This window comes from Paenibacillus sp. SSG-1 (assembly GCF_002224835.1).
GTDB classification, from domain to species: domain Bacteria; phylum Bacillota; class Bacilli; order Paenibacillales; family Paenibacillaceae; genus Paenibacillus_AQ; species Paenibacillus_AQ favisporus.
In genome coordinates, this window is sequence record NZ_MBRK01000001.1 from 3,849,353 (window position 1) to 3,868,512 (window position 19,160).

25 protein-coding genes are annotated in these 19,160 nt (G+C 54.6%); 1 reads left to right on the forward strand and 24 read right to left on the reverse strand.

From position 1 onward, the window contains the following. Positions 1-6 precede the first annotated feature (6 nt). From BCV73_RS17820 to BCV73_RS17910, 19 genes are all read right to left on the reverse strand, one after another. Positions 7-933, reverse strand: a complete 927-nt coding sequence (locus BCV73_RS17820) for a polyprenyl synthetase family protein (RefSeq protein ID WP_179232147.1) — start codon at positions 931-933, stop codon at positions 7-9. After that, complete coding sequence (gene xseB, locus BCV73_RS17825; RefSeq protein ID WP_089548094.1) at positions 905-1,168, reverse strand: exodeoxyribonuclease VII small subunit; 264 nt, start codon at positions 1,166-1,168, stop codon at positions 905-907. Before xseB ends, BCV73_RS17820 begins: the two co-directional genes overlap by 29 nt. Further along, the gene (xseA, locus tag BCV73_RS17830) at positions 1,158-2,522 is read right to left on the reverse strand and encodes an exodeoxyribonuclease VII large subunit (protein WP_089548095.1); all 1,365 of its coding nucleotides are present in this window, start codon (positions 2,520-2,522) and stop codon (positions 1,158-1,160) included. Before xseA ends, xseB begins: the two co-directional genes overlap by 11 nt. A 13-nt stretch (positions 2,523-2,535) precedes the next feature. Continuing rightward, on the reverse strand, positions 2,536-3,393 hold the full coding sequence (folD, locus tag BCV73_RS17835) for a bifunctional methylenetetrahydrofolate dehydrogenase/methenyltetrahydrofolate cyclohydrolase FolD (RefSeq protein ID WP_076170019.1): 858 nt from the start codon (positions 3,391-3,393) through the stop codon (positions 2,536-2,538). A 61-nt stretch (positions 3,394-3,454) separates the two neighbouring features. Beyond that, entirely contained in the window at positions 3,455-3,898 is a 444-nt protein-coding gene (gene nusB / locus BCV73_RS17840; protein ID WP_076170018.1) for a transcription antitermination factor NusB, read from the reverse strand. Between the two features lie 165 nt (positions 3,899-4,063). Continuing rightward, the gene (locus BCV73_RS17845) at positions 4,064-4,297 is read right to left on the reverse strand and encodes a DUF2273 domain-containing protein (protein WP_076170017.1); all 234 of its coding nucleotides are present in this window, start codon (positions 4,295-4,297) and stop codon (positions 4,064-4,066) included. A gap of 15 nt (positions 4,298-4,312) precedes the next feature. After that, on the reverse strand, positions 4,313-4,852 hold the full coding sequence (gene amaP / locus BCV73_RS17850) for an alkaline shock response membrane anchor protein AmaP (protein WP_076170174.1): 540 nt from the start codon (positions 4,850-4,852) through the stop codon (positions 4,313-4,315). Between the two features lie 78 nt (positions 4,853-4,930). Further along, on the reverse strand, positions 4,931-5,338 hold the full coding sequence (locus BCV73_RS17855) for an Asp23/Gls24 family envelope stress response protein (protein ID WP_076170016.1): 408 nt from the start codon (positions 5,336-5,338) through the stop codon (positions 4,931-4,933). A gap of 121 nt (positions 5,339-5,459) precedes the next feature. Then, positions 5,460-6,803 carry an acetyl-CoA carboxylase biotin carboxylase subunit gene (gene accC, locus BCV73_RS17860; RefSeq protein ID WP_076170015.1) on the reverse strand — a complete coding sequence of 448 codons (1,344 nt, stop codon included), beginning with the start codon at positions 6,801-6,803 and terminating at the stop codon, positions 5,460-5,462. A gap of 28 nt (positions 6,804-6,831) precedes the next feature. After that, positions 6,832-7,332 carry an acetyl-CoA carboxylase biotin carboxyl carrier protein gene (gene accB / locus BCV73_RS17865; RefSeq protein ID WP_089548096.1) on the reverse strand — a complete coding sequence of 167 codons (501 nt, stop codon included), beginning with the start codon at positions 7,330-7,332 and terminating at the stop codon, positions 6,832-6,834. 148 nt (positions 7,333-7,480) lie between these two features. Then, a complete protein-coding gene (locus BCV73_RS17870) occupies positions 7,481-8,380 on the reverse strand; it encodes a SpoIIIAH-like family protein (protein WP_089548097.1) in 900 nt (299 codons plus the stop codon). A 49-nt stretch (positions 8,381-8,429) separates the two neighbouring features. Next, positions 8,430-9,068 (reverse strand): stage III sporulation protein AG, encoded by a 639-nt coding sequence (gene spoIIIAG, locus BCV73_RS17875; protein WP_076170012.1) that lies wholly within the window; start codon positions 9,066-9,068, stop codon positions 8,430-8,432. Positions 9,069-9,084: 16 nt separating this feature from the next. Then, the gene (gene spoIIIAF, locus BCV73_RS17880) at positions 9,085-9,849 is read right to left on the reverse strand and encodes a stage III sporulation protein AF (RefSeq protein WP_076170011.1); all 765 of its coding nucleotides are present in this window, start codon (positions 9,847-9,849) and stop codon (positions 9,085-9,087) included. Between the two features lie 15 nt (positions 9,850-9,864). Next, positions 9,865-11,055, reverse strand: a complete 1,191-nt coding sequence (gene spoIIIAE, locus BCV73_RS17885) for a stage III sporulation protein AE (protein WP_089548098.1) — start codon at positions 11,053-11,055, stop codon at positions 9,865-9,867. Between the two features lie 17 nt (positions 11,056-11,072). Continuing rightward, positions 11,073-11,462 (reverse strand): stage III sporulation protein AD, encoded by a 390-nt coding sequence (gene spoIIIAD / locus BCV73_RS17890; protein ID WP_076170009.1) that lies wholly within the window; start codon positions 11,460-11,462, stop codon positions 11,073-11,075. 12 nt (positions 11,463-11,474) lie between these two features. After that, complete coding sequence (gene spoIIIAC, locus BCV73_RS17895; protein ID WP_076170008.1) at positions 11,475-11,678, reverse strand: stage III sporulation protein AC; 204 nt, start codon at positions 11,676-11,678, stop codon at positions 11,475-11,477. A gap of 14 nt (positions 11,679-11,692) precedes the next feature. Further along, entirely contained in the window at positions 11,693-12,211 is a 519-nt protein-coding gene (gene spoIIIAB / locus BCV73_RS17900) for a stage III sporulation protein SpoIIIAB (RefSeq protein ID WP_076170007.1), read from the reverse strand. After that, positions 12,204-13,247, reverse strand: a complete 1,044-nt coding sequence (gene spoIIIAA / locus BCV73_RS17905) for a stage III sporulation protein AA (protein WP_256992888.1) — start codon at positions 13,245-13,247, stop codon at positions 12,204-12,206. Before spoIIIAA ends, spoIIIAB begins: the two co-directional genes overlap by 8 nt. Positions 13,248-13,325: 78 nt before the next feature. Beyond that, positions 13,326-13,595 (reverse strand): YqhV family protein, encoded by a 270-nt coding sequence (locus tag BCV73_RS17910; protein WP_412974004.1) that lies wholly within the window; start codon positions 13,593-13,595, stop codon positions 13,326-13,328. 367 nt (positions 13,596-13,962) lie between these two features. Between BCV73_RS17910 and BCV73_RS17915 the strand changes: the two genes are divergently transcribed. After that, positions 13,963-14,700 carry a 2-phosphosulfolactate phosphatase gene (locus BCV73_RS17915; RefSeq protein WP_076170006.1) on the forward strand — a complete coding sequence of 246 codons (738 nt, stop codon included), beginning with the start codon at positions 13,963-13,965 and terminating at the stop codon, positions 14,698-14,700. 76 nt (positions 14,701-14,776) lie between these two features. Here BCV73_RS17915 and BCV73_RS17920 read toward each other — a convergent pair whose 3' ends face one another. From BCV73_RS17920 to BCV73_RS17940, 5 genes are all read right to left on the reverse strand, one after another. Beyond that, positions 14,777-16,030, reverse strand: a complete 1,254-nt coding sequence (locus BCV73_RS17920) for an aspartate kinase (RefSeq protein ID WP_089548099.1) — start codon at positions 16,028-16,030, stop codon at positions 14,777-14,779. Positions 16,031-16,342: 312 nt separating this feature from the next. Then, positions 16,343-16,900, reverse strand: coding sequence for an elongation factor P (gene efp, locus BCV73_RS17925; RefSeq protein WP_076170004.1), 558 nt, complete (start codon positions 16,898-16,900; stop codon positions 16,343-16,345). Between the two features lie 40 nt (positions 16,901-16,940). Beyond that, positions 16,941-18,017 (reverse strand): M24 family metallopeptidase, encoded by a 1,077-nt coding sequence (locus BCV73_RS17930; protein WP_076170003.1) that lies wholly within the window; start codon positions 18,015-18,017, stop codon positions 16,941-16,943. Between the two features lie 50 nt (positions 18,018-18,067). Further along, positions 18,068-18,514, reverse strand: coding sequence for a type II 3-dehydroquinate dehydratase (aroQ, locus tag BCV73_RS17935; RefSeq protein WP_089548100.1), 447 nt, complete (start codon positions 18,512-18,514; stop codon positions 18,068-18,070). 81 nt (positions 18,515-18,595) lie between these two features. Then, positions 18,596-19,105, reverse strand: a complete 510-nt coding sequence (locus BCV73_RS17940) for a YqhR family membrane protein (protein WP_240913293.1) — start codon at positions 19,103-19,105, stop codon at positions 18,596-18,598. Positions 19,106-19,160: the final 55 nt, after the last annotated feature.

Sequence of the window (19,160 nt, forward strand, 5' to 3'; positions counted from 1 at the left end):
CATGCTCTAATGGTCCCTGTGCATTAAATAATCGGCGATCTCCAGCAGGCGCTCCGGATCCTGAAAACCGGCGTTCAAGACAGCCGCTTTGGCTTCTCGAGTCAATAATTCGACCTGCTGCTGCGAAGCTTCCAGGCCGATAAAATAAGGATATGTCACCTTCTCCTGCTTGATGTCGCTCTGTGTCTTCTTACCCAGTTTTGCCTCGTCTCCAACCAGGTCCAGGATATCGTCCTGAATTTGAAAGGCGAGCCCCAGGCGGCTGCCAAACGTACGCAGCGCTTCCAACTCGCGCTCCGAGCCTCCGGCAATCCGTCCGCCGGCAAGGAGGGAGAAAATAATCAGATCGCCCGTCTTGTGCTGGTGGATATACTGAAGATGCTCCAGATCCGTGACTCCCTGCTCCCCTTCCATATCGGCCGCCTGTCCGCCAACCATGCCTCTTGGACCGGCCATTTCCGCGAGGTCCTGCACAATGGCCAATATCGGGGCCGCATCAATGCCATGCTTCGCCGAGATTCGGGCGATCGTATAAAAGGCATGCGTCAGCAGGGCGTCTCCGGCCAGAATGGCGGTAGCTTCGCCATATACTTTATGATTGGTCAGTTTGCCCCGGCGGTAGTCATCATTATCCATAGCTGGCAAATCATCATGAATGAGCGAGTAGGTATGCACCATTTCAACGGCGCATGCCGCATCAAGGGCCGCCTCCCCATTGCCTCCGAGCGCTTCGCATGCCGCAATCACCAGCAGCGGACGGAGTCGCTTTCCTCCGGCCATCAAGGAATACGTCATGGATTCCTTTAAAGAAGAAGGAACCTGCCAATGATGCGGCAGGCTGTCCTCCAACGAGGCGGTTACTTTCTCGGAAATCTGCTGCATGTATTCCTGGAACGAAACCCGGTCACTCAAAAACTTCACCGCCGCTCTGATCGAGCTGTCCGCCGCCGAACGGCTTCTTGCGAAGCTCTCCATCCTCTTCAACGATCATCTCGATTTTCTGTTCCACCTGTTCGAGCTTCTGCCCGCACAGCTGGGACAGCTTCATTCCCTGCTGGAACAGCTCGATCGCCTTTTCGAGCGGAACGTCGCCGTGCTCCAGTTCTCCGACGATATCCTCGAGCTGAATCATTGCGTCCTCAAAGCTGAGCTCTTTTTCATTCCCCATGTTCCTGTGCATCCTCCTTCAGTTCCCATACCTGGCAGGATAACTGGCCGTCGTTCACTTTGATCTGGACCACGTCGCCAGGCTGTACCTCATGAATCGATTTAATTAAACGCTTCTCCTGCTCGTCATAAACGAGGCTGTAGCCGCGGGCCATCACCTTCAGCGGACTGAGGGCATCCAGATGGCGCACGCTGGAAGTAAGCTGGGATTTCTTGTCTTTCAGTATGTTCTGCATCGACTGAAGCAGCTGCCGGCGCGCCGCATCGTTGCGGCTCCGGGCCCCTGTCAGCTGCTCCTGCGGATTGTACCGCATCAGCGCATGGTACATGCGGCTTCTCTTTTCCCGGTTCAGCTGAACCCGGGAACGCAGGTTGCCGCTCAGCCGCTGGCGCAGCATGTCCAGGCGCTCCGCATGCTGCAGCATGTAGCGCCGCGGATGCAGCAGCACGGGCGAGCGCTGCAGTGACGCCAGCTGCTGGCGGCTGCGCTTCACCCGCTGCTGAAGCAGCTGGAGCAGCAGCCGTTCCCGCTGCTGCAGCCGCGCCTTCAGCTCGCCTGCATGCGGCACGGCCAGCTCCGCGGCCGCGGTCGGAGTCGCCGCTCTCAGGTCTGCAGCGAAGTCCGCGATCGTGAAGTCGGTTTCGTGCCCAACGGCCGAAATGACCGGAATATGCGAGGCGCGGATCGCCCGCGCGACCATTTCTTCATTAAAGGCCCACAGCTCCTCCAGTGAGCCGCCGCCGCGGCCGACGATCAGCACGTCCGCTTCATCCAGCTCGTTCATCGTGCGAATGGCCTTCACGATCGAAGGAGCGGCCCCTTTTCCCTGGACTAGGACAGGGGCGAGAATGATCCGCGCCCGCGGGTAACGCCGCTCAAGCGTCGTCATAATATCGCGTACGGCCGCACCTGTCGGTGATGTGATGACGCCGATCGTCTCCGGAAACTCCGGAATCGGCCGCTTGCGGTCTGCAGCAAACAGCCCTTCTTTCTCCAGCTTTTCCTTAAGCTGCTCATAAGCCAAATACAGACTGCCGATCCCATCGGGCTGCATTTGGGTGGCATAAAATTGGTACTGCCCATCCCGCTCGTATACCGTAACATTCCCTCTAGCGATGACCCTTGAGCCTTCCTTGGGTCGAAACGGCAGCCGCTGGTTGTGGGAGGCAAACATGATCGCTTTGATGCGGCTCCCTTCATCCTTGAGCGTGAAATACATATGCCCGCTGGAATGGTGGGTAAAATTCGATATTTCACCCCGGATCCAGACGTCGGACAGCAGACTGTCCGAGTCCATCTTCATCCGGATATAACGATTCAAGTCCTTGATTGAAAAAATACGCTGCGGTTCCATGGCATCCGCTCCGTTATGCCAATCCGTGGTGGCGTTTGGCCGCGATCAAGGTGTTCTGCATCAGCATCGTAATCGTCATCGGTCCTACACCGCCAGGCACCGGCGTGATCGGGCCAGATACTTCCTTAACGCTTTCGAAATCCACGTCTCCGGCCAGTTTGCCGTTCTCCAGCCGGTTCATGCCCACGTCGATGACGACGGCACCCGGTTTCACAAAGCTTGCATCGATGAAATTGGCCCGGCCGATCGCAACGACCAGAATGTCGGCCTGACGCGCAATGTCCGCCATGCCGATCGTCCGGGAGTGGCACATCGTCACGGTCGCGTTTTCGCGCTGAAGCAGCAGCGAAACCGGTTTGCCGACGATATTGCTGCGGCCGATGACAACGGCATGCTTACCGGCCAGCTCTACACCCGCACGCTTGATCAGCTCGATGACGCCTGCCGGCGTGCATGGAAGAAGGCTGTCATCTCCGATGACCAGGTTGCCGACGTTTACCGGATGGAATCCGTCAACGTCCTTGTCTACCGCGATCGCGTTAATGACCGCCTTCTCGTCAATATGCCCGGGAAGCGGCAGCTGGACGAGGATGCCGTCAATGGTGTCCTGCTTGTTCAGCTTGTCCACCAATGCAAGCAAATCCTCCTGAGTTGTCGAAGCCGGAAGCCGGTGAACCTCCGAATAGTATCCGAGGTCGTGGCACGCTTTTTCCTTGTTTCGCACATAAACCTGGGAAGCCGGATCCTCGCCTACCAGCACGACGGCAAGCCCCGGAGTGACGCCTTTGGCGGCCAGCTCCTTGACTTCGGCGGCAATTCCGGTCCGGATATCCTCAGAAACCTGTTTTCCATTGATAATAGATGCTGTCATGTCGCTCTCTCCCCTATGTTTTAGATTGGCAAAGCGGACGGCTAAACGTCCTTATGCAAGACTATGACTTCAATTGATCCAGCTCGCGGATCATGTTCCCCAGAACTCCGTTAACAAACTTGCCCGAATCCTCGGTTCCGAAATGCTTGGCCAGCTCGATCGCCTCATTGACGGCAACCTTGGCCGGCACGTCATCGCGATACAGCATTTCATAGGCGGCGAGGCGGAGGATTTGGCGGTCCACCTTGGAGAGGCGGCTCATTTGCCAGCCCTTCAAATAATTTTCCAGCAGGTCGTCCACCGCTTTTTTGCTGCCCCAAATGCCGTTTACGAGCCCCAGCACAAATTCCTTCAGTTCCGCTTCATCGGTGATGGTCCGCTCGGTATCATTTTCTTCAGCGGCATCCTCCAGCAGCATTTCCAGCGCTTCTTCGCTTGTTGCTTCGTTCATTTCCATCTGATACAGGCACTGAACGACCAGTTCCCTGGCTACACGTCTTTTCATTATGTTCCTCCTAGAACCTTGAAATTTCCTCTTGTCCTTATTATGGGTCACCGCGGGAATAAAAACATCGTGATTTGCACAAAAAAAACCGTGAGCATGTCAATCTCCAGAATATGGGCTTCAAGAAGCTGCAGCTCTTTTTCCGGAGAAAGGCATATCACGGGTTCATTTAAAGGGGCGCCAGCGCTCGGAGAGCCACTGACCCATTTCCCGCCAGCGGAAAAAGGAATCCATCCGAAGATCCTTCCTTTTGCCGGCAGAATATCCTATGAACACTACCAATGCAAAGAACAACATATCCCAAAAACCCGCAAACAAATAAATAAAACCGAAAAAAATACCGCCGGCAATACCGGTAATCCGTCCTTTGTGACTCTCCCAAATTTCTTTCCAGATCACTCGGAGAATTCACCTCTATTCCACTCTACTCTTGATCACTGGTGCGTGGGCCACATTCGCTATATATACCGCCACGTTAGAGACCGGAATGCCTGTCGTTTCCTGAAGGTGATCATGAACCTGCTTCTGCACGTCGGTGGTCATGGCCGGGATAGACACATCGCCGTCAACGACGGCACGAATCATAATTTCAAGGCCCGCTTCCGTCACATGGATTCTGGCCTTCAGGTCCTTGACGCCCCTCACCCGCGAAGCCGCCTTGAGACACAGGTTCTCGATCGTCTCGACCGAGATCTGAATGTCGCCGAATTCGGTCCTCTGGTCAATCGAGTGGACATGCGTTCTGTCCGGGCGAATCGAGATATAGAAAAAGCGGATACTGAGTAAAAAGAGGATCACCGCTGCCACGATGACCGTCAGCTGAAGCTCGGCTGTGTTCAGCAGTTCATCCGGAGATGGAACCAAATCACTCATGAGGAGGATGGCAAATACACATATTACTCCGATACTCAAGCTGTAAATAAACAGCAGAAGTCTGTCCAGTATCTTAGCCACGAACAGCACAGCCTCCTTAAATTAGAGTAAACCCTCGACATTTCGGGTGTCGGGGGTTATGGTGACCAATTGAATCCTTTATTTTACGCGCTGACTGTAATCAACGTCTTCGGCTCTCTCCGCGTTTTTGAAGTAAACATCATGGATATGCACATTGACTTCAATGACCGTAAGGCCTGTCATCATTTCGATGGAGCGTTTGACATTGCGCTGGATTTCCGTCGCCACTTCCGGCAGGCGGTTTCCGTACTCGATAATCACCGAGACGTCCACAGCCGCTTCGCGCTGTCCGACTTCCACCTTCACGCCTTTGGACAAATTTTTGCGGCCAAGCAGCTCGGCGATGCCTCCGGCAAATCCGCCGCTCATGCCGGCGACGCCTTTCACTTCCACCGTAGCCAGACCCGCGATCACTTCAATCACTTCAGGTGCTATTTGAATTTCACCGATGTCCGTACGTTCAAATTCACTCGGTAATGTGCTCATCCCTGAATCAACACACCTTTCAGATAATATATAAAACCGCTTCAGACGAAAGCAGGATTGCCCCTAATCATTCATACTATACCATTTGGGGAACTTTATGACAAACAATCCGAAGCTGGCGTCAGATTTCGTTTTCCTCTAAAAACTTGATGTCAAAATCGCCGCGGTTGAACACCGGATGCTCCATCAGCTTCTGATGGAACGGAATGGTGGTGTGCACGCCCTCGATTACGAATTCGGACAGCGCCCGTTTCATCTTGGCAATCGCTTCCTGACGCGTCGGCGCCCATACGATCAGCTTCGCGATCATGGAATCGTAGAACGGAGGAATGCTGTAGCCCGGATAGGCTGCGCTGTCCACCCGTACACCAGGACCGCCCGGAGGCAGGTAAAACTGGATTTTGCCCGGAGCCGGCATAAAGTTGCGGTCCGGATCTTCCGCGTTGACGCGGCATTCGATCGACCAGCCGTTAATTTGAACGTCTTCCTGCGTAAACGACAACGGGTGACCTTCCGCGACCGAAATCATCTCTTTGATCAAATCCACATTGGTGACCATTTCCGTAACCGGATGCTCCACCTGAATTCGGGTGTTCATTTCCATGAAGTAGAACTGGCCGTCGTTGCCGAGCAGAAACTCGAGCGTGCCCGCACCCGAATAGTTAACGGCAAGGGCTGCGCGGACTGCGGCTTCACCCATCCGCTGACGAATCTCGGGGGACAGCACCGGACAAGGCGCTTCCTCGATCAGTTTCTGGCGGCGGCGCTGTACGGAGCAGTCGCGTTCGCCCAGGTGAACGACGTTGCCGTGGTTGTCGGCAATCACTTGAATCTCAACGTGCTTCATGCCGGTCAAATATTTCTCCAGATAAACGCCGGCATTGCCGAACGCCTTTTGGGCTTCCTGCTGTGCCGCCGTGATTTGCTTAATCAGCGCCTGCTCGTCCTCAGCGATGCGGATTCCTTTTCCGCCGCCGCCGGCCGTCGCTTTGATGATCAATGGGTAGCCGATGTCCCGGCCGATCATTACAGCCTCATCCAAATCTTCAACCAGGCCGTCGGAACCCGGAATGACCGGTACGCCGGCGCTCTTCATCGTCTGCTTCGCAACCGCTTTGTCGCCCATCTTGTTGATGGCGTCGGCCGAAGGTCCGATAAAGGTAATGTTGCAGGACTCGCAAATTTCCGCGAAATCGGCATTCTCGGCGAGAAATCCGTATCCCGGATGAACGGCGTCGCACTCCGTCAACGTGGCGACGCTCATAATGTTGGTGAAATTCAGGTAACTGTCTTTCGAAAGCGTAGGGCCGATACAGTATGCCTCATCCGCCAAACGGACGTGCAGCGCTTCCTTGTCGGCCTCCGAATAAACCGCAACGGTGGAAATGCCGAGCTCGCGGCAGGCCCGGATAATCCGGACTGCGATTTCACCGCGGTTGGCAATCAGAATTTTTTGAAATTTCATGCAAGTAACCTCCTCCATTGTGCGGTGCCTATTCCGACTTCACCAGAAACAGAGGCTGCCCGTATTCCACCAGTTGTCCGTTCTCCGCAAGAATCTCAACGATGGTGCCTTTTACTTCTGCTTCGAGCTCATTCATCAGCTTCATCGCTTCAATAATGCAAACCGTCGTTTTCTCGTCAACGCGGTCACCGACGCTGACAAACGGCGCGGCGTCCGGAGAAGAGGCTTTGTAGAACGTTCCTACCATCGGGGAGACGATTTTATGTAGTGAGGAAGAAGCCGCATCCGGTGCTGCTGCCTGTCCTGCTGCAGGGGCCTGCGCATTGTCGGCGGGTGCCTGTACGTATTGCGGAGCCTGCTGTGCGGCAGGGGCCTGTACAAATTGAGGCGCAGCCTGAACGCTAACCACTTCGGTTTTGCCCGGCTTGCGGATGGAAAGGCGTGCTCCTTCTGATTCAAGTTCAAGTTCATGTACGGAGGTCTCATCGACCAGCTTGATCAATTCTTTTATCTCGTTCAATTTAAACATTCGCAATTCACTCCTTCAGCTGCGTGGAAGCCGTGGCTTCGGACAATTCATACACATAACGATAAGTATTATAACATAATCGGAAGAAATGGAAAGAGTCCTGGGCTGTCCCGGACTCTTTCGACGATATTTCTGTTTTTCCGCCATTTTACTCGGAGACGACTTTCACGCTGACTTTGTCCTGGGTCACTTTCAGCTCTTTCATCACCAGCTGAACGATGCCCGCTGCCTGCTTGGCATCCATTTTGTCGCTCAGGACGAGCACCTGGTACTTGTCGTCATTTTCCTTCACGAATGCGTTCGCAAAGGAGAATTTTTGCTCCAGCTCTTCCTCGATGCTTTCGATGATCGTCTCTTTGTTTTCGAGCGCCTGCAGTTCCTGGCTCGCCTTGGCCGAAGCTTCGCTGTCCTTGCTCATGTCATTGATCGCCGCCATCAGGTCATTTGTTTTTTGAGCATTCGTCTGCGACCGCTGCCATTGAAGAGATTCGAGCATGCTGCTGCCTGTCGAAGCCTGGGAAGCCACTTCCTTCAGGATCTCATCGTCCGTTTTTTCCGTACTTGCGGTTGTCTTGCCGGCGTCTGTTTTACTTGTGGATGCCGTTTTATCGTCCGCAGCTTTGTCGGTTGTCGCTGCGCTCTTTTGTCCGGCGTCAGCCGTATCCTTGGCTGTGTCTTTGGCTGCAGCGTCCTTATCGGCCGTGCTCCCAGCAGCTGCGGTATCCTTTGTCGCGTCCTTAGCCGCGTCTTCCTTCGACGTATCCTGGGCTGTATCCTTCGCGGCGGAACCGTCGGCCTTGCCCGCATCCGCAGTCTTGTCACCCGATTGGCCCGATGTCACGACTTCGTCTACGACAACCCCGTTGTCTTTGCTGCCGGCCGAGGCCGTCGTCTTGGCGTCTTTGTCTGTCTTGCTGTCCACCTGCTGGCTGTCGGCGACCGGCGTCTTCGACGTCCCGGAGTCCTCGGTAAACAGATAATAAGCGGACAGGACTACCATCAAACTGAGCATCGACACCAACCAAATCGTTTGTCTTTTACTGTTCATTCGTTAAATCCTCCTCATAAGTCAACTGGATTATATCGGGGAAATCGGCTTACCCCTGCTTGCGCGGAACGACGGAGATCCGGTAATCCGGTACGTTCAGGCCTTTTTCCACCGCGTCCACAATCAAGTTGCGAACCACTTCGTTCTCTGCACCTTTGGCTACGATCAGCACACCGCGAATTTGCGGCTTTACCTTTTTCGTAATGATCGGCGTCTGCGTTCCCGACTGCTCGTAGGTGACGATCTCGCCATCCCGGGTATACTGGGTCGTATGGCGCTGACCGCCGTTCGCGTCGTTTTCTTCCGACTGCTGCTGGGAGTCTTTCACATTCCGTTGATAGACGATTTCCTCCGTGGAATCCACCGTGACCATGACGTCCACCGTGCCTACGCCAACGATTTTCTCCAAAATGTCCTTCATCCTGCCTTCGGCCGTTTCCTCAATCGCTGCAAAGTCCGAAGTCTGACCTGCCGAGCTCTGGAACGTTTCCTGGGACTCAGCCCCAGCCGGAGGCTCCCTCCCTATGTTTTCGTTATCGAGTTTCTTCACATTGACAAAGGAGTTGAACAGCACGATTGCCACCCCGATCAAGCCGACGATAATCAGCCACCTGAACGTATGTACTCGCTTCGTCCCTCCCTGTCCGCCCCCCAGCCACTGCTCAAGCTTCTTCAGCCACTTCCCCATCGTTTCACCTCCGCCTTTATAACCGGGACTCCTGCCCGGATCCGCTTCGTACCGTGATTACTTCCGGATCGATATTCCATTCGCTTGCCAGCAGCTTGCGGACTTCGCCGGCGCTCTTGTCATCCACAGCGCCTGCGGCCTCCTGCGCTTGATCCTCACCCGGATCAGAATTCATTTGATCTGTTCCAGCCTGCTTCTCATCCGGCTCGATCGTGACCTGCACGTGAACCGGCTTCACCGGCTCGATCTGGATGCCGCTCTCCCCCCGGGTGCCGTCCGAACTGCCCGAATCGCCTTGCGAATCCCTCATTGTAACGGTGACTGCGCTAATGTATGGCTGTGACTGGCCGGCTCCGGCATTCGGATCGTCATTAGACTTCGGCAGTCCGAGAACAACCTGCACGTTCGCAGGTTCCTCGCCGGTTTGCTGCTTGATCTGTTCCTTCATGGTGGAAGCCACCTGCTCTCCCGCCCACTGGAGCGTTTGTTTCTGCTGCCGATGCTTGATCTGTTCGGCCTCGTCCATAATCTGCTCGAGGCTGGTTTTGGAGCCGCTGCCGCCCGGCTGCCGGTCCATCCGGCCGATCGCTGCGCTCAGCTTGTCGAGCGGCGCGTCAGTCACGATCCGGATCAGCGGATTGAGCAGGGTGACCAGCACGAGCAGGCTCAGGACCAGCTTGACGTATCGCTCCATGGATCTGCTCGGCAGCAGCATGTCGACGAAGGTGGCAAGCAGCACGACCATGACGACCTCTTTCAGCCAGTTTCCAAGCCATTCCACGGGCTTCCCCTCCCTTCACCGCATCATGACGGTCACGTTGCCAGCCGTCAGCATGATGGTGATCGCCAGGAAAAACATCAGTCCGACCGCCGCCAGGGCGGCAAAGACGTAAATCATGCATTTGCCGATCGTGTCCAGGCAGGCGGTGATCGGGGAATCGCCGAGCGGCTGCATGATGGCTGCCGATACTTTATAGATCAGCGCGAGCGTCAGGATTTTGATGGCCGGGAAGGCGCAAAGGAACAGGATGATGATGACGCCTGCCAGACCGATGGAGTTTTTCACCAGCAGCGATGCCGAGATCACCGTGTCCGTCGCATCCGCAAACATTTTGCCGACGACCGGAATGAAGCTTCCGGAGACGTATTTGGCCGCCCGGATCGTCACCCCGTCGGTGATGGATCCCGTGATGCCCTGCACGGAGATAACGCCGAGAAAGATCGTCAGCAGCACCCCGAGCAGCCCCACGCTGATGTTGCGCAGCAAGTTCGCCATCTGCGTCAGCTTGTACTTATCCGACAGCGAACTGACCAGATGAAGCACGGCTGAGAAGAAGAGCAGCGGAAACACCATGACGTGGATCAGCGTTCCGATCGTATTGATCATGAAGATGATCAGCGGATGCGTAACGGACACGGTGACGATGTTGCCCATTGAAGCCAGCAGTGCGAACAGCAGCGGTACCATCGCCATCATGAAGTCGATCATCCGGTCGATCGCCTCTTTGGCATATCCGATCGCGACGTTGAAGCTGTTGATGGCCAGCACGATGATAACCATATAGCATAGGGCGTATGCGACTTTGCTGACCGTTTTCCTCTCAAAAGCCGCCTGAAGCGTCTCCAGAATCATGCTCATGATGCTCAGGATGACGATCGTGACGAGCAGCTTGCCATTGTACAGCACCTCATGCCACATAAAGGTCCCTGCCGCGGTCAGCACCGATTTGAGGCTGAAGCCGCTGCCGCCGGGAAGGAGCATATCCATGAAGGATGGTGTTTTCTGGTCCGGAAAAAATCCCCCGTATTCCTTCATCAAGGTGTCCCAGTACTTCTCCACCTGATCCTTCGGCAAATTCTCCGCCTGGCTCTGGATCAGCTGATCCGTGGGTGAAGCCGCGAAGACCCGGGTGATCCCTGCCACCATGAACACGATAAACAAAATAACGATGTGCATCTTGTCCGGCAGCCTCCGCAGTCCCGGCATGTCTTCACCCCTCTCCTTCAGGCTGGCAGCAGCTTAAGCACCGTTTCGATGATAATGCCGATAATGGGGATGGCAAGCACCATGATCAGCACCTTGCCCGCGAGTTCGATTTTGGAAGCGATGCTTTCCTGCCCGGCGTCTCTGACGAGCTGCGCCCCAAACTCGGCGATATAAGCGATCCCTATAATTTTCAGTATCGTTTTCAGGTAGATCATCTGGACTCCCGACGCCTCGGCAAGCCGTTGGAGCTCCTGGATCACCATACCGATTTTGCCGATCAGGAACATGAAGATCAGCACGCCGGTCGCGGCGGCCAGGACGAAAGCGAACATCGGCTTGTGCTCCTTGATGACGAGGATCAGAATCGTGGACAGAAGCCCAAGGCCTACCACTTGAATAATTTCCATGGTTAGCAACCCCTACTGGAACAAAAAGATGGTTTTGATCTCCTGCAGCAGGTTATCGAGCAGCCGGACGACCATGAACAGCACCACGACAAAACCAATGACCGTCACCCAATGAGCCATATCCTCTTTTCCCATTTGCTTCAGCACTGTGTGAATCATGGCAATGATGATGCCGATTCCCGCAATCTGGAAAATTGCGTTCACTTCAAAGTTCATTCCTAGGCACCTCGCTAAAAGATCAAAATAACGATCAATGCTCCGATGAGCAGCCCGAGACTTTTACTGATCTTCTCGTATTTGGCCTGGTCGTCCCTGGCTGTTGCTTCTTCATGCTTCAACTGCTCGACGGCCAGCTGGATGTGCTTGATTTGGTCCTGTCGGTCGCTTGTCCCGAGCGTGAAGCTGAGCTGATGCAGCACCTCGCGTTCAGGTGCCTTCATGGAGGTCCGCTTCCAGTTCTCATGGAGAGAACGCTGGAGGCTCTCCTGGGCGGTCAGTCCTGTGGCCGGCCCCATCTCACGTGCTGCATTCAGAAAAAAGGTATGGAGAGGCTCCCGCATTTGATCCGCTATTTTGCGAAGTGCTTCCGGAAGTGGGGTAAATCCATAGGTGATTTCGGTAGACAGCCGCTGCAGGGCCAGGATCAGCTCCCGGATCTGCTTCGGCCGGCTGGCAAACTGCCTGGCCTGATGGAATCCGGCAAGTGTGCCGGACAGCAGAATCAGCACGGCGCCAAAAAGCTTAAGCAAGGAAGTTCACCCCTCTCTGGCTGCCCGTCTGAAGCTGCAGCGGCCGGTGCTGCTGGTCGAGGATCCGGCAGCTTAACCCTTGTGCCTTCCTTTTTAAAAGAACGTACCTCTCAAACATTCCGGTTTCTATGAGTCCGGCCAGGGCGGGCCGATGTTTCAGCTCTTCGATGCCGCCGGCATGCGCCGTGGCGACGACCGTAATGCCCGCATGCAGCGCCTCCGTCACCGATTCGGCGTCCTCTCCCCGGCCGATCTCATCCACCATGAGAACATCCGGCGACATGGACCGGATCATCATCATCATGCCTTCCGCCTTCGGACAGGCATCCATCACGTCGGTGCGGGGTCCGACGTCAAAGCTCGGCACGCCTTTGAGGCAGCCGGCGATTTCGGAACGCTCGTCGACGATGCCCACCTTCATCCCCGGCAGGCTGGATTTGCCCAGCCCGGGAAGCCCGCTGCTGATCTGTCTCGCCAAATCCCGCAGGAGGGTCGTCTTGCCCTGCTGCGGTGCCGAGAGCAGAAGCGTATGCCGAATCCTGTTTCCTTCCCTATCGATCAGAAAGGGGAGGATGCCGTCAGCGGCACCCTTCACTTCCCGGGCAATCCGCACATTGAATCCGCTGATATCGCGGATATGCTCGACATGTCCGGCGTGAAGCACCGTTCTACCTGCCAAACCGATGCGGTGTCCGCCGGGAATGGTGATAAAGCCTTTGCGAAGCTCTTCCTCCATCGTGTACAGCGAATGGTTGCTGATCAGATCGAGCAGCCTTCGGCTGACCTCCCGCTGCGGCTTGTACGCCTTGTCCGCATCCAGCGTCAGCGTGCTTTGTCCCGTAACATAGTGGTGTGAGCCTGCGCCGTTGATCTCCAGCGGCCTGCCTTCACGGATGCGTACCTCCTCCACAACGCTCAGAATATGGTGAGGGAGCTGGTGAAGGATCGATTTGACCGGCTCCGGAAATAATTCCAGCCAGTTTGGATTTGTAATAGGACCACCCCCGTGCTGCCTTTCTCCTGCAAGCTTGTTCAACTTCTGATGGATAAACTACTAGATGTTTTCTTACTTATGTCTATGCTTGGCCCCTAAATTTATGACCACAGTAATCTATCATTTTTTGAGAATGCCGATTAAGAGACAGGACACGCCGAAAAAGATCCACGCCATCTTTCCCCAGGAGAGCTTATCAGCCACGCCGATGAGCCCGATGGAAGTCGTCAGGATGAGCACCGTCGGCCCGACGAATGCCAGCAGGGAATTGACCGCCAGCGCCTTATCTACCTGAGCGAGCTTTAGCATCAGCAGCGCGGCGGCGATTTCCAGACTTCCGGAGATAAAACGCAGCGTAGCCATGCTGAGCACGAACTTGTCCACAAAAATGACCCCCTTTTGCGAGATTGTACTTCTAACCTCATAGATATGCGGGACTCTCTCTTTTTAGTTGTGTTTTACAAGAAAGATACGGAAAATAACTTGGCAAAACGGAGCTGCTTCACGGATTATCAAAAGAGTCATGACAAAGCCTCTATTTAATAACTCCTATATTCGGAACAAAATGCTCTGGGCTTGCATATATTGTTTGGTGAAATACCTATCCGCTTGTCAGTTGCCTGGGTTGGATCCGTCTGCAGACAAACTGCCTGCATCCGGCCAACCAAGAGAGGACCGTTCAACCATCGGCATCTTCAGGGCTAAGCAGCTGAAAGAGGTGTCGTATTATTTACAGATGCATAAGGAGGATTTATCCATGCGGGTGGATGTCATTGCCAATGTGGACGAAGTAAGATCGGAGGAGTTTGTGCACAAGAGCGCCGTTGTGATTGACGTGCTGCGGGCAACCAGTACGATGATTACGGCTCTGGCCCAAGGCGCTACCGGGCTGATGCCCGTGGAGACGGTTCCTCAAGCCCAGCAGATGCGGGGAGACCAAACGTTTGTCGGTGGAGAACGGTATTATAAAAAAATCCCCGGGTTTCAGGCCGGGAATTCGCCGCATGATTATATGACCCCTGAGGTTGCCGGAAAGCTGGTGGTGCTGACCACATCGAACGGGACCCGAGGGCTGCTCAAATCCCATAAGGCCGCCAGAATATTTGCCGCTTCATTTATGAATGGGACGGCCTGTGCGTCGGCTCTGTTATCGTTCGGGAAAGATGCCATCCTGCTGTGCTCGGGATGCCGCAACGATTTTTCGCTGGAGGATGGCCTGTGCGCGGGAATGATCATCGATGCGATGGAGTCCATTTCGGAAGCTCCGCTTCAGCTGAATGATCTGGGCCTGGCGATGAAGCATGCGTACCGGCAGTGCAAGGGATCCCTGTTTGAAACCGTAATGGAAGGATGCGCGGCGAAGCAGCTGGTCAAGCTGGGATTTACGCATGACGTCGAATACTGCACAGGGATCGACACGGTCCCTGTCGTGCCGTATGCGAAGTCGGAAATGATCCTGACGCCGTTGTTCGCAATTGCTGCGAACCGCGGATAATCCGAGCCGCGCTGAAATAAACAAAGCCGCCCCCTGCTGTGGGGACGGCTTTTTGTATGAGTATTTGCATTCTGACCTAGCGGCGGTCCTGTGGGCCTCCCACAAACACCTGCGCATCGGTATCGAGGTTGTAGGCGGTATGAAGCGCTCTGACGACCTGCTCCAGATTGCCGCCCTCGATGACGCAGGACGTTTTAATCTCGGACGTGCTGACCATTTTAATGCTGACGCCCTGCTTGGAAATGACATCGAACATTTCGGCGGCAACGCCGGGATGGCTGATCATGCCCGCACCTACGATCGATACTTTGACCAGATTGTCTTCCGAGGTGACTTCACGGTACGGAAGGGTGGATCTCAAATCCTTGATGACTTGAAGTGCCTGGCCGCTCTCCGACAAAGAGGTGGTAAAGGAAAAGTCCGCCTTGCCGTCCTGAACGCCGCTCTGCACGATAATGTCCACGTTGATGCCGGCGCCGGCGAGCGCTCCGAACACCGTGGCAAGAACACCGGGAACGTCTTCCACTCCCAAAATACTGATTCTGGCCACATTTTTATCATAAGCGATGCCGCTTACCACTACTCCCTGCTCCATGCTGGTTTCCTCCTTCACAACCGTGCCTTCATTATAGTTAAAGCTGGATCTGACGACGAGCTTCACCTGGTGATGCTTCGCGTACTCCACCGCGCGTGGATGAAGAACAGCCGCCCCCAGGTTGGCCAGCTCCAGCATTTCGTCATACGAAATTTCCTCAAGCTTGCGGGCGCATTTCACGATTCGCGGATCGGTCGAATAAATGCCGTCCACGTCGGTATAAATCTCGCACACGTCGGCGTTAATCGCCGCAGCCAGCGCAACGGCTGTCGTATCGGATCCCCCGCGGCCGAGCGTCGTGATTTCTCCTTCTTCGGTCATGCCCTGGAATCCGGCCACGATCACGATGTTTCCTTCCTGCAGGGCTCCGATCACCCGGTCCGGAATGATATCCATAATTCTCGCTTTGCCGTGCACCGGCTCTGTCCGGAATCCCGCCTGCCAGCCTGTCAGCGAAACGGCGCTGCGGCCAAGCTGATGAATGGCCATCGACAGAAGCGACATGGAAATCTGCTCCCCGGTGGTCATCAGCATATCCATCTCGCGTGCAGGCGGATTTGGATTGAGCAGCATCGCCTGATCGATCAAATCATCCGTCGTATCCCCCATCGCGGAAACGACTACTACACACTGGTGTCCTTCGTCCTGTTTCTCGACGATACGCCGGGCCACGCGCTGCATGCGCTCAATATCTCCGACGGAACTGCCTCCGAATTTCATGACGTACAGTGACAACTTCGATTCACTCCCCACTCATTGTACAACTGGGCATTATGCAATCATTTCCCACGCCGGTAAAACCGCCCGATCCTATTTCTATATGCGATCAGCACCCTTTTCGCCAATAGACTGGCCATGGTGAAAAAAGCAGGATCTCATGTTGCAAAATGCTGACAACTGTCTAATTTTACGCTTTAAACTAGTATAATACGAAAGTACGCCCGATTGTTAATGTTTTTTCATGGGATTATACAAAAAATCCTCCTTTCGGAAGGAAAGGAGGATCGGCTTAGCCCTGTCGGGTGTTAAGCAATTCTATCGCCGGCTTTACGCGCGGGAGATATATTTGCCTTCACGGGTATCGATCAGAAGCACATCGCCTTCATTGATGAACAAAGGCACCTGAACGTTCAGGCCTGTTTCCAGCTTCGCGTTCTTCGTCGCCCCTGTAGCCGTATTTCCTTTAATGCCCGGCTCGGTTTCAACAACCTTCAGCTCGACGCTGGTCGGCAGGTTGATTCCGAGAATTTCGCCCTGGTAGCTGACGATGTTCACGTTCATATTCTCTTTGAGGAAGTTCAGTTCCCACTCCAGCTGCTTGCTGTCCAGCGTGAACTGGTCGTAGGTTTCGTTGTCCATGAACGTATGCTCTTGACCGCTTGCATACAGATAAGAAACGCCGCGGTTTTCGATAATGGCACGGCCGATCGTTTCACCTGCCCGGAATGTGCGCTCAACGGTGTTGCCGTTACGGAGGTTTTTCAGCTTCGAACGTACGAAGGCTGCCCCTTTACCCGGTTTAACGTGCTGAAAATCGAGAACGGTAAAGATGTCGCCATCGACTTCCACCGTCAGACCTGTTTTAAAATCGTTAACTGAAATCACTGAAATGCCCTCCTAAAGGTTTAAGTATATATTGCATTTATCACGCCGGTAATACGGTGAAATCTTTAGACGAATGCGTCAAGATCACAATTCCCGTCTCCGTGATCACAATATCGTCTTCAATGCGCACGCCGCCGAGACCCGGCAGGTAAATTCCCGGTTCCACGGTCACGACCATACCCGGCTTAAGTACATCGTCGCTCAGCTTGGACAGGCGAGGCATTTCATGAACCTCCATGCCGAGGCCGTGCCCCGTGCTGTGGCCGAAATTGTCGCCGTAGCCGTACTTCGTGATGATATCGCGTGCAAGCGCGTCCGCTTCGCGGCCGGTCATCCCCGGCTTGATGTTCTGAAGTGTGTGGAGCTGGGCTTCCAGCACAATGTCATAAATTTCTTTAAGCTTCGGATCCGGATCCCCGATCGCAATCGTCCGCGTCAAATCGGAGCAGTATCCGTCAAGCAATGCTCCGAAATCGAACGTGATGAGCTCGTTTCCGGCAATCACCCGTTCGCTGGCAACGCCGTGCGGCATGGCGGAACGTTCTCCGGATGCGACGATCGTATCGAAGGAGGATGAAGTGGCACCGTGGCGGCGCATGTAAAACTCCATCTCCAGGTCGACTTCCCGCTCCGTCATTCCCGTCTTGATAAACCCGAGAATATGCTTGAACGTATCGTCGGCCAAGTCCGCCGCTCTCTGCATCACCTTCAGCTCTTCTTCATCCTTGAAGATACGAAGCTTCTCCACAAGGCCGGAAACCGGCACGAGCTGGATTGGCTTAAGCTGCTCCGCGTAAGCGGTGTATCCGGCAAAAGATACGTCATCCTGCTCGAAGCCAAGCTTGCCGATGTTTGCGGAAATCAGCAGCTCCTTTACCGTTTCCGTTACCTTCGGCCCGTGCTCGACGATCGTAAATCCCTTCGCTTGCTGCGGTGCCTGGGTCATGTAACGAAAGTCGGTCAGCAGGTACGCATCATGTAAAGTGATGAGGACGTATCCCGATGAACCGGTAAATCCCGTCAAATAACGGCGGTTAATGGAACTGGTTACAAACATGGCTTCCACATTGGATTGCTGCATCGCTTCACGCAGCTTGTTCACTCGATTGATGCTCATCGTTACACTCCTCTCTCATGTACAGCTTTCCCCGGGGAAAGAGGCAGCGACTACTGTCCCTGACTTTCCAAGTGGCGCAGCAGTGCCAACATGCCGAGTTCATAGCTGACAGCGCCGAATCCGGCAATTTGACCTACGGCCACGGGAACAATCACGGAAGTATGGCGGAACGTCTCCCTTGCGTGAATGTTCGACAAATGGACTTCCACCGTCGGAATTTTAACGGAACTGATGGCGTCCCGGACGGCATAGCTGTAATGAGTCAGCGCGCCCGGATTCAGAACGATGCCGTCGGCATGACCCAGCGCGGCATGGATCCTGTCAATGATATCTCCCTCATGGTTGGACTGATAAAATGTGACGGACACGCCCAGGGCCTCCGCTTTCTCAAGCAGGCCTTCTTCAATCGACGCAAGACTTTGAGAGCCGTACACGCCAGGCTCCCGGAGTCCGAGCAGATTCAGGTTCGGTCCGTTGATCACCCAAATGGTTCTCAAAATGGTATTCCCACCCTTTGTCGTCAAATAACCATCTGCTATTTTAACATAGGGGATGTCTTCTTGAGAAGTTTTTTTGCTCTAGTGCGCCTTCGCCCTGCCGGGTTCCCGTTTGCGCTCATCCGTAAATTCGAAAGCCGCCGTGTATCCGATGAACAGTCCCCACAGCAGGTACAAGCAAAATTCGGTGATGATCGTGTTCCATGTCAGATGGTTGAGACGATTCATCATACCGAGTGCGGGACCCGCCACAAACAGAACGGCCCACCAGCAGATACCGTATACGATACCCGGCCACGGACCGGCCAGCTTCCGGAACAGCAGCGTATAGATGACGGCCGCGACCATGGAAAACGCAATAAAAAAGAGCCAGCCAAGCAGATCTCCTGACCCGCTTTTCAAAAAAGAATGCTTGAAGAAAGGCTCGGCCAAAAAGGCCGGGATGACGATCGTGAACCGCAGCCAATGGAAAACCCAGTGGACCGCCCCCCAAAGCAACCCGGCAAAAAAGCCGAGCTCCAGCGAGAAGCTGAGCGGATTGGTATGGCCAGTATTCGTATGCTGCCGGATGGCAGCTCCCTGTGAACTCACTTTGAATATCACCCTTTTTGTTTTTCTTAGTATGTTCATTTGGGGCCGGGGCTAA

What these genes read in the sequence shown, in the direction of transcription:
- nusB (WP_076170018.1), bottom strand. Translation starts at nt 3,898, where the DNA reads ATGAAAAGACGTGTAGCCAGGGAACTGGTCGTTCAGTGCCTGTATCAG.
- folD (WP_076170019.1), bottom strand. Translation starts at nt 3,393, where the DNA reads ATGACAGCATCTATTATCAATGGAAAACAGGTTTCTGAGGATATCCGG.
- accB (WP_089548096.1), bottom strand. Translation starts at nt 7,332, where the DNA reads ATGTTTAAATTGAACGAGATAAAAGAATTGATCAAGCTGGTCGATGAG.
- BCV73_RS17930 (WP_076170003.1), bottom strand. Translation starts at nt 18,017, where the DNA reads ATGAGCATCAATCGAGTGAACAAGCTGCGTGAAGCGATGCAGCAATCC.
- xseA (WP_089548095.1), bottom strand. Translation starts at nt 2,522, where the DNA reads ATGGAACCGCAGCGTATTTTTTCAATCAAGGACTTGAATCGTTATATC.
- BCV73_RS17855 (WP_076170016.1), bottom strand. Translation starts at nt 5,338, where the DNA reads ATGAGCACATTACCGAGTGAATTTGAACGTACGGACATCGGTGAAATT.
- spoIIIAE (WP_089548098.1), bottom strand. Translation starts at nt 11,055, where the DNA reads ATGCCGGGACTGCGGAGGCTGCCGGACAAGATGCACATCGTTATTTTG.
- spoIIIAD (WP_076170009.1), bottom strand. Translation starts at nt 11,462, where the DNA reads ATGGAAATTATTCAAGTGGTAGGCCTTGGGCTTCTGTCCACGATTCTG.
- spoIIIAC (WP_076170008.1), bottom strand. Translation starts at nt 11,678, where the DNA reads ATGAACTTTGAAGTGAACGCAATTTTCCAGATTGCGGGAATCGGCATC.
- BCV73_RS17870 (WP_089548097.1), bottom strand. Translation starts at nt 8,380, where the DNA reads ATGAACAGTAAAAGACAAACGATTTGGTTGGTGTCGATGCTCAGTTTG.
- xseB (WP_089548094.1), bottom strand. Translation starts at nt 1,168, where the DNA reads ATGGGGAATGAAAAAGAGCTCAGCTTTGAGGACGCAATGATTCAGCTC.
- accC (WP_076170015.1), bottom strand. Translation starts at nt 6,803, where the DNA reads ATGAAATTTCAAAAAATTCTGATTGCCAACCGCGGTGAAATCGCAGTC.
- BCV73_RS17915 (WP_076170006.1), top strand. Translation starts at nt 13,963, where the DNA reads ATGCGGGTGGATGTCATTGCCAATGTGGACGAAGTAAGATCGGAGGAG.
- spoIIIAG (WP_076170012.1), bottom strand. Translation starts at nt 9,068, where the DNA reads ATGGGGAAGTGGCTGAAGAAGCTTGAGCAGTGGCTGGGGGGCGGACAG.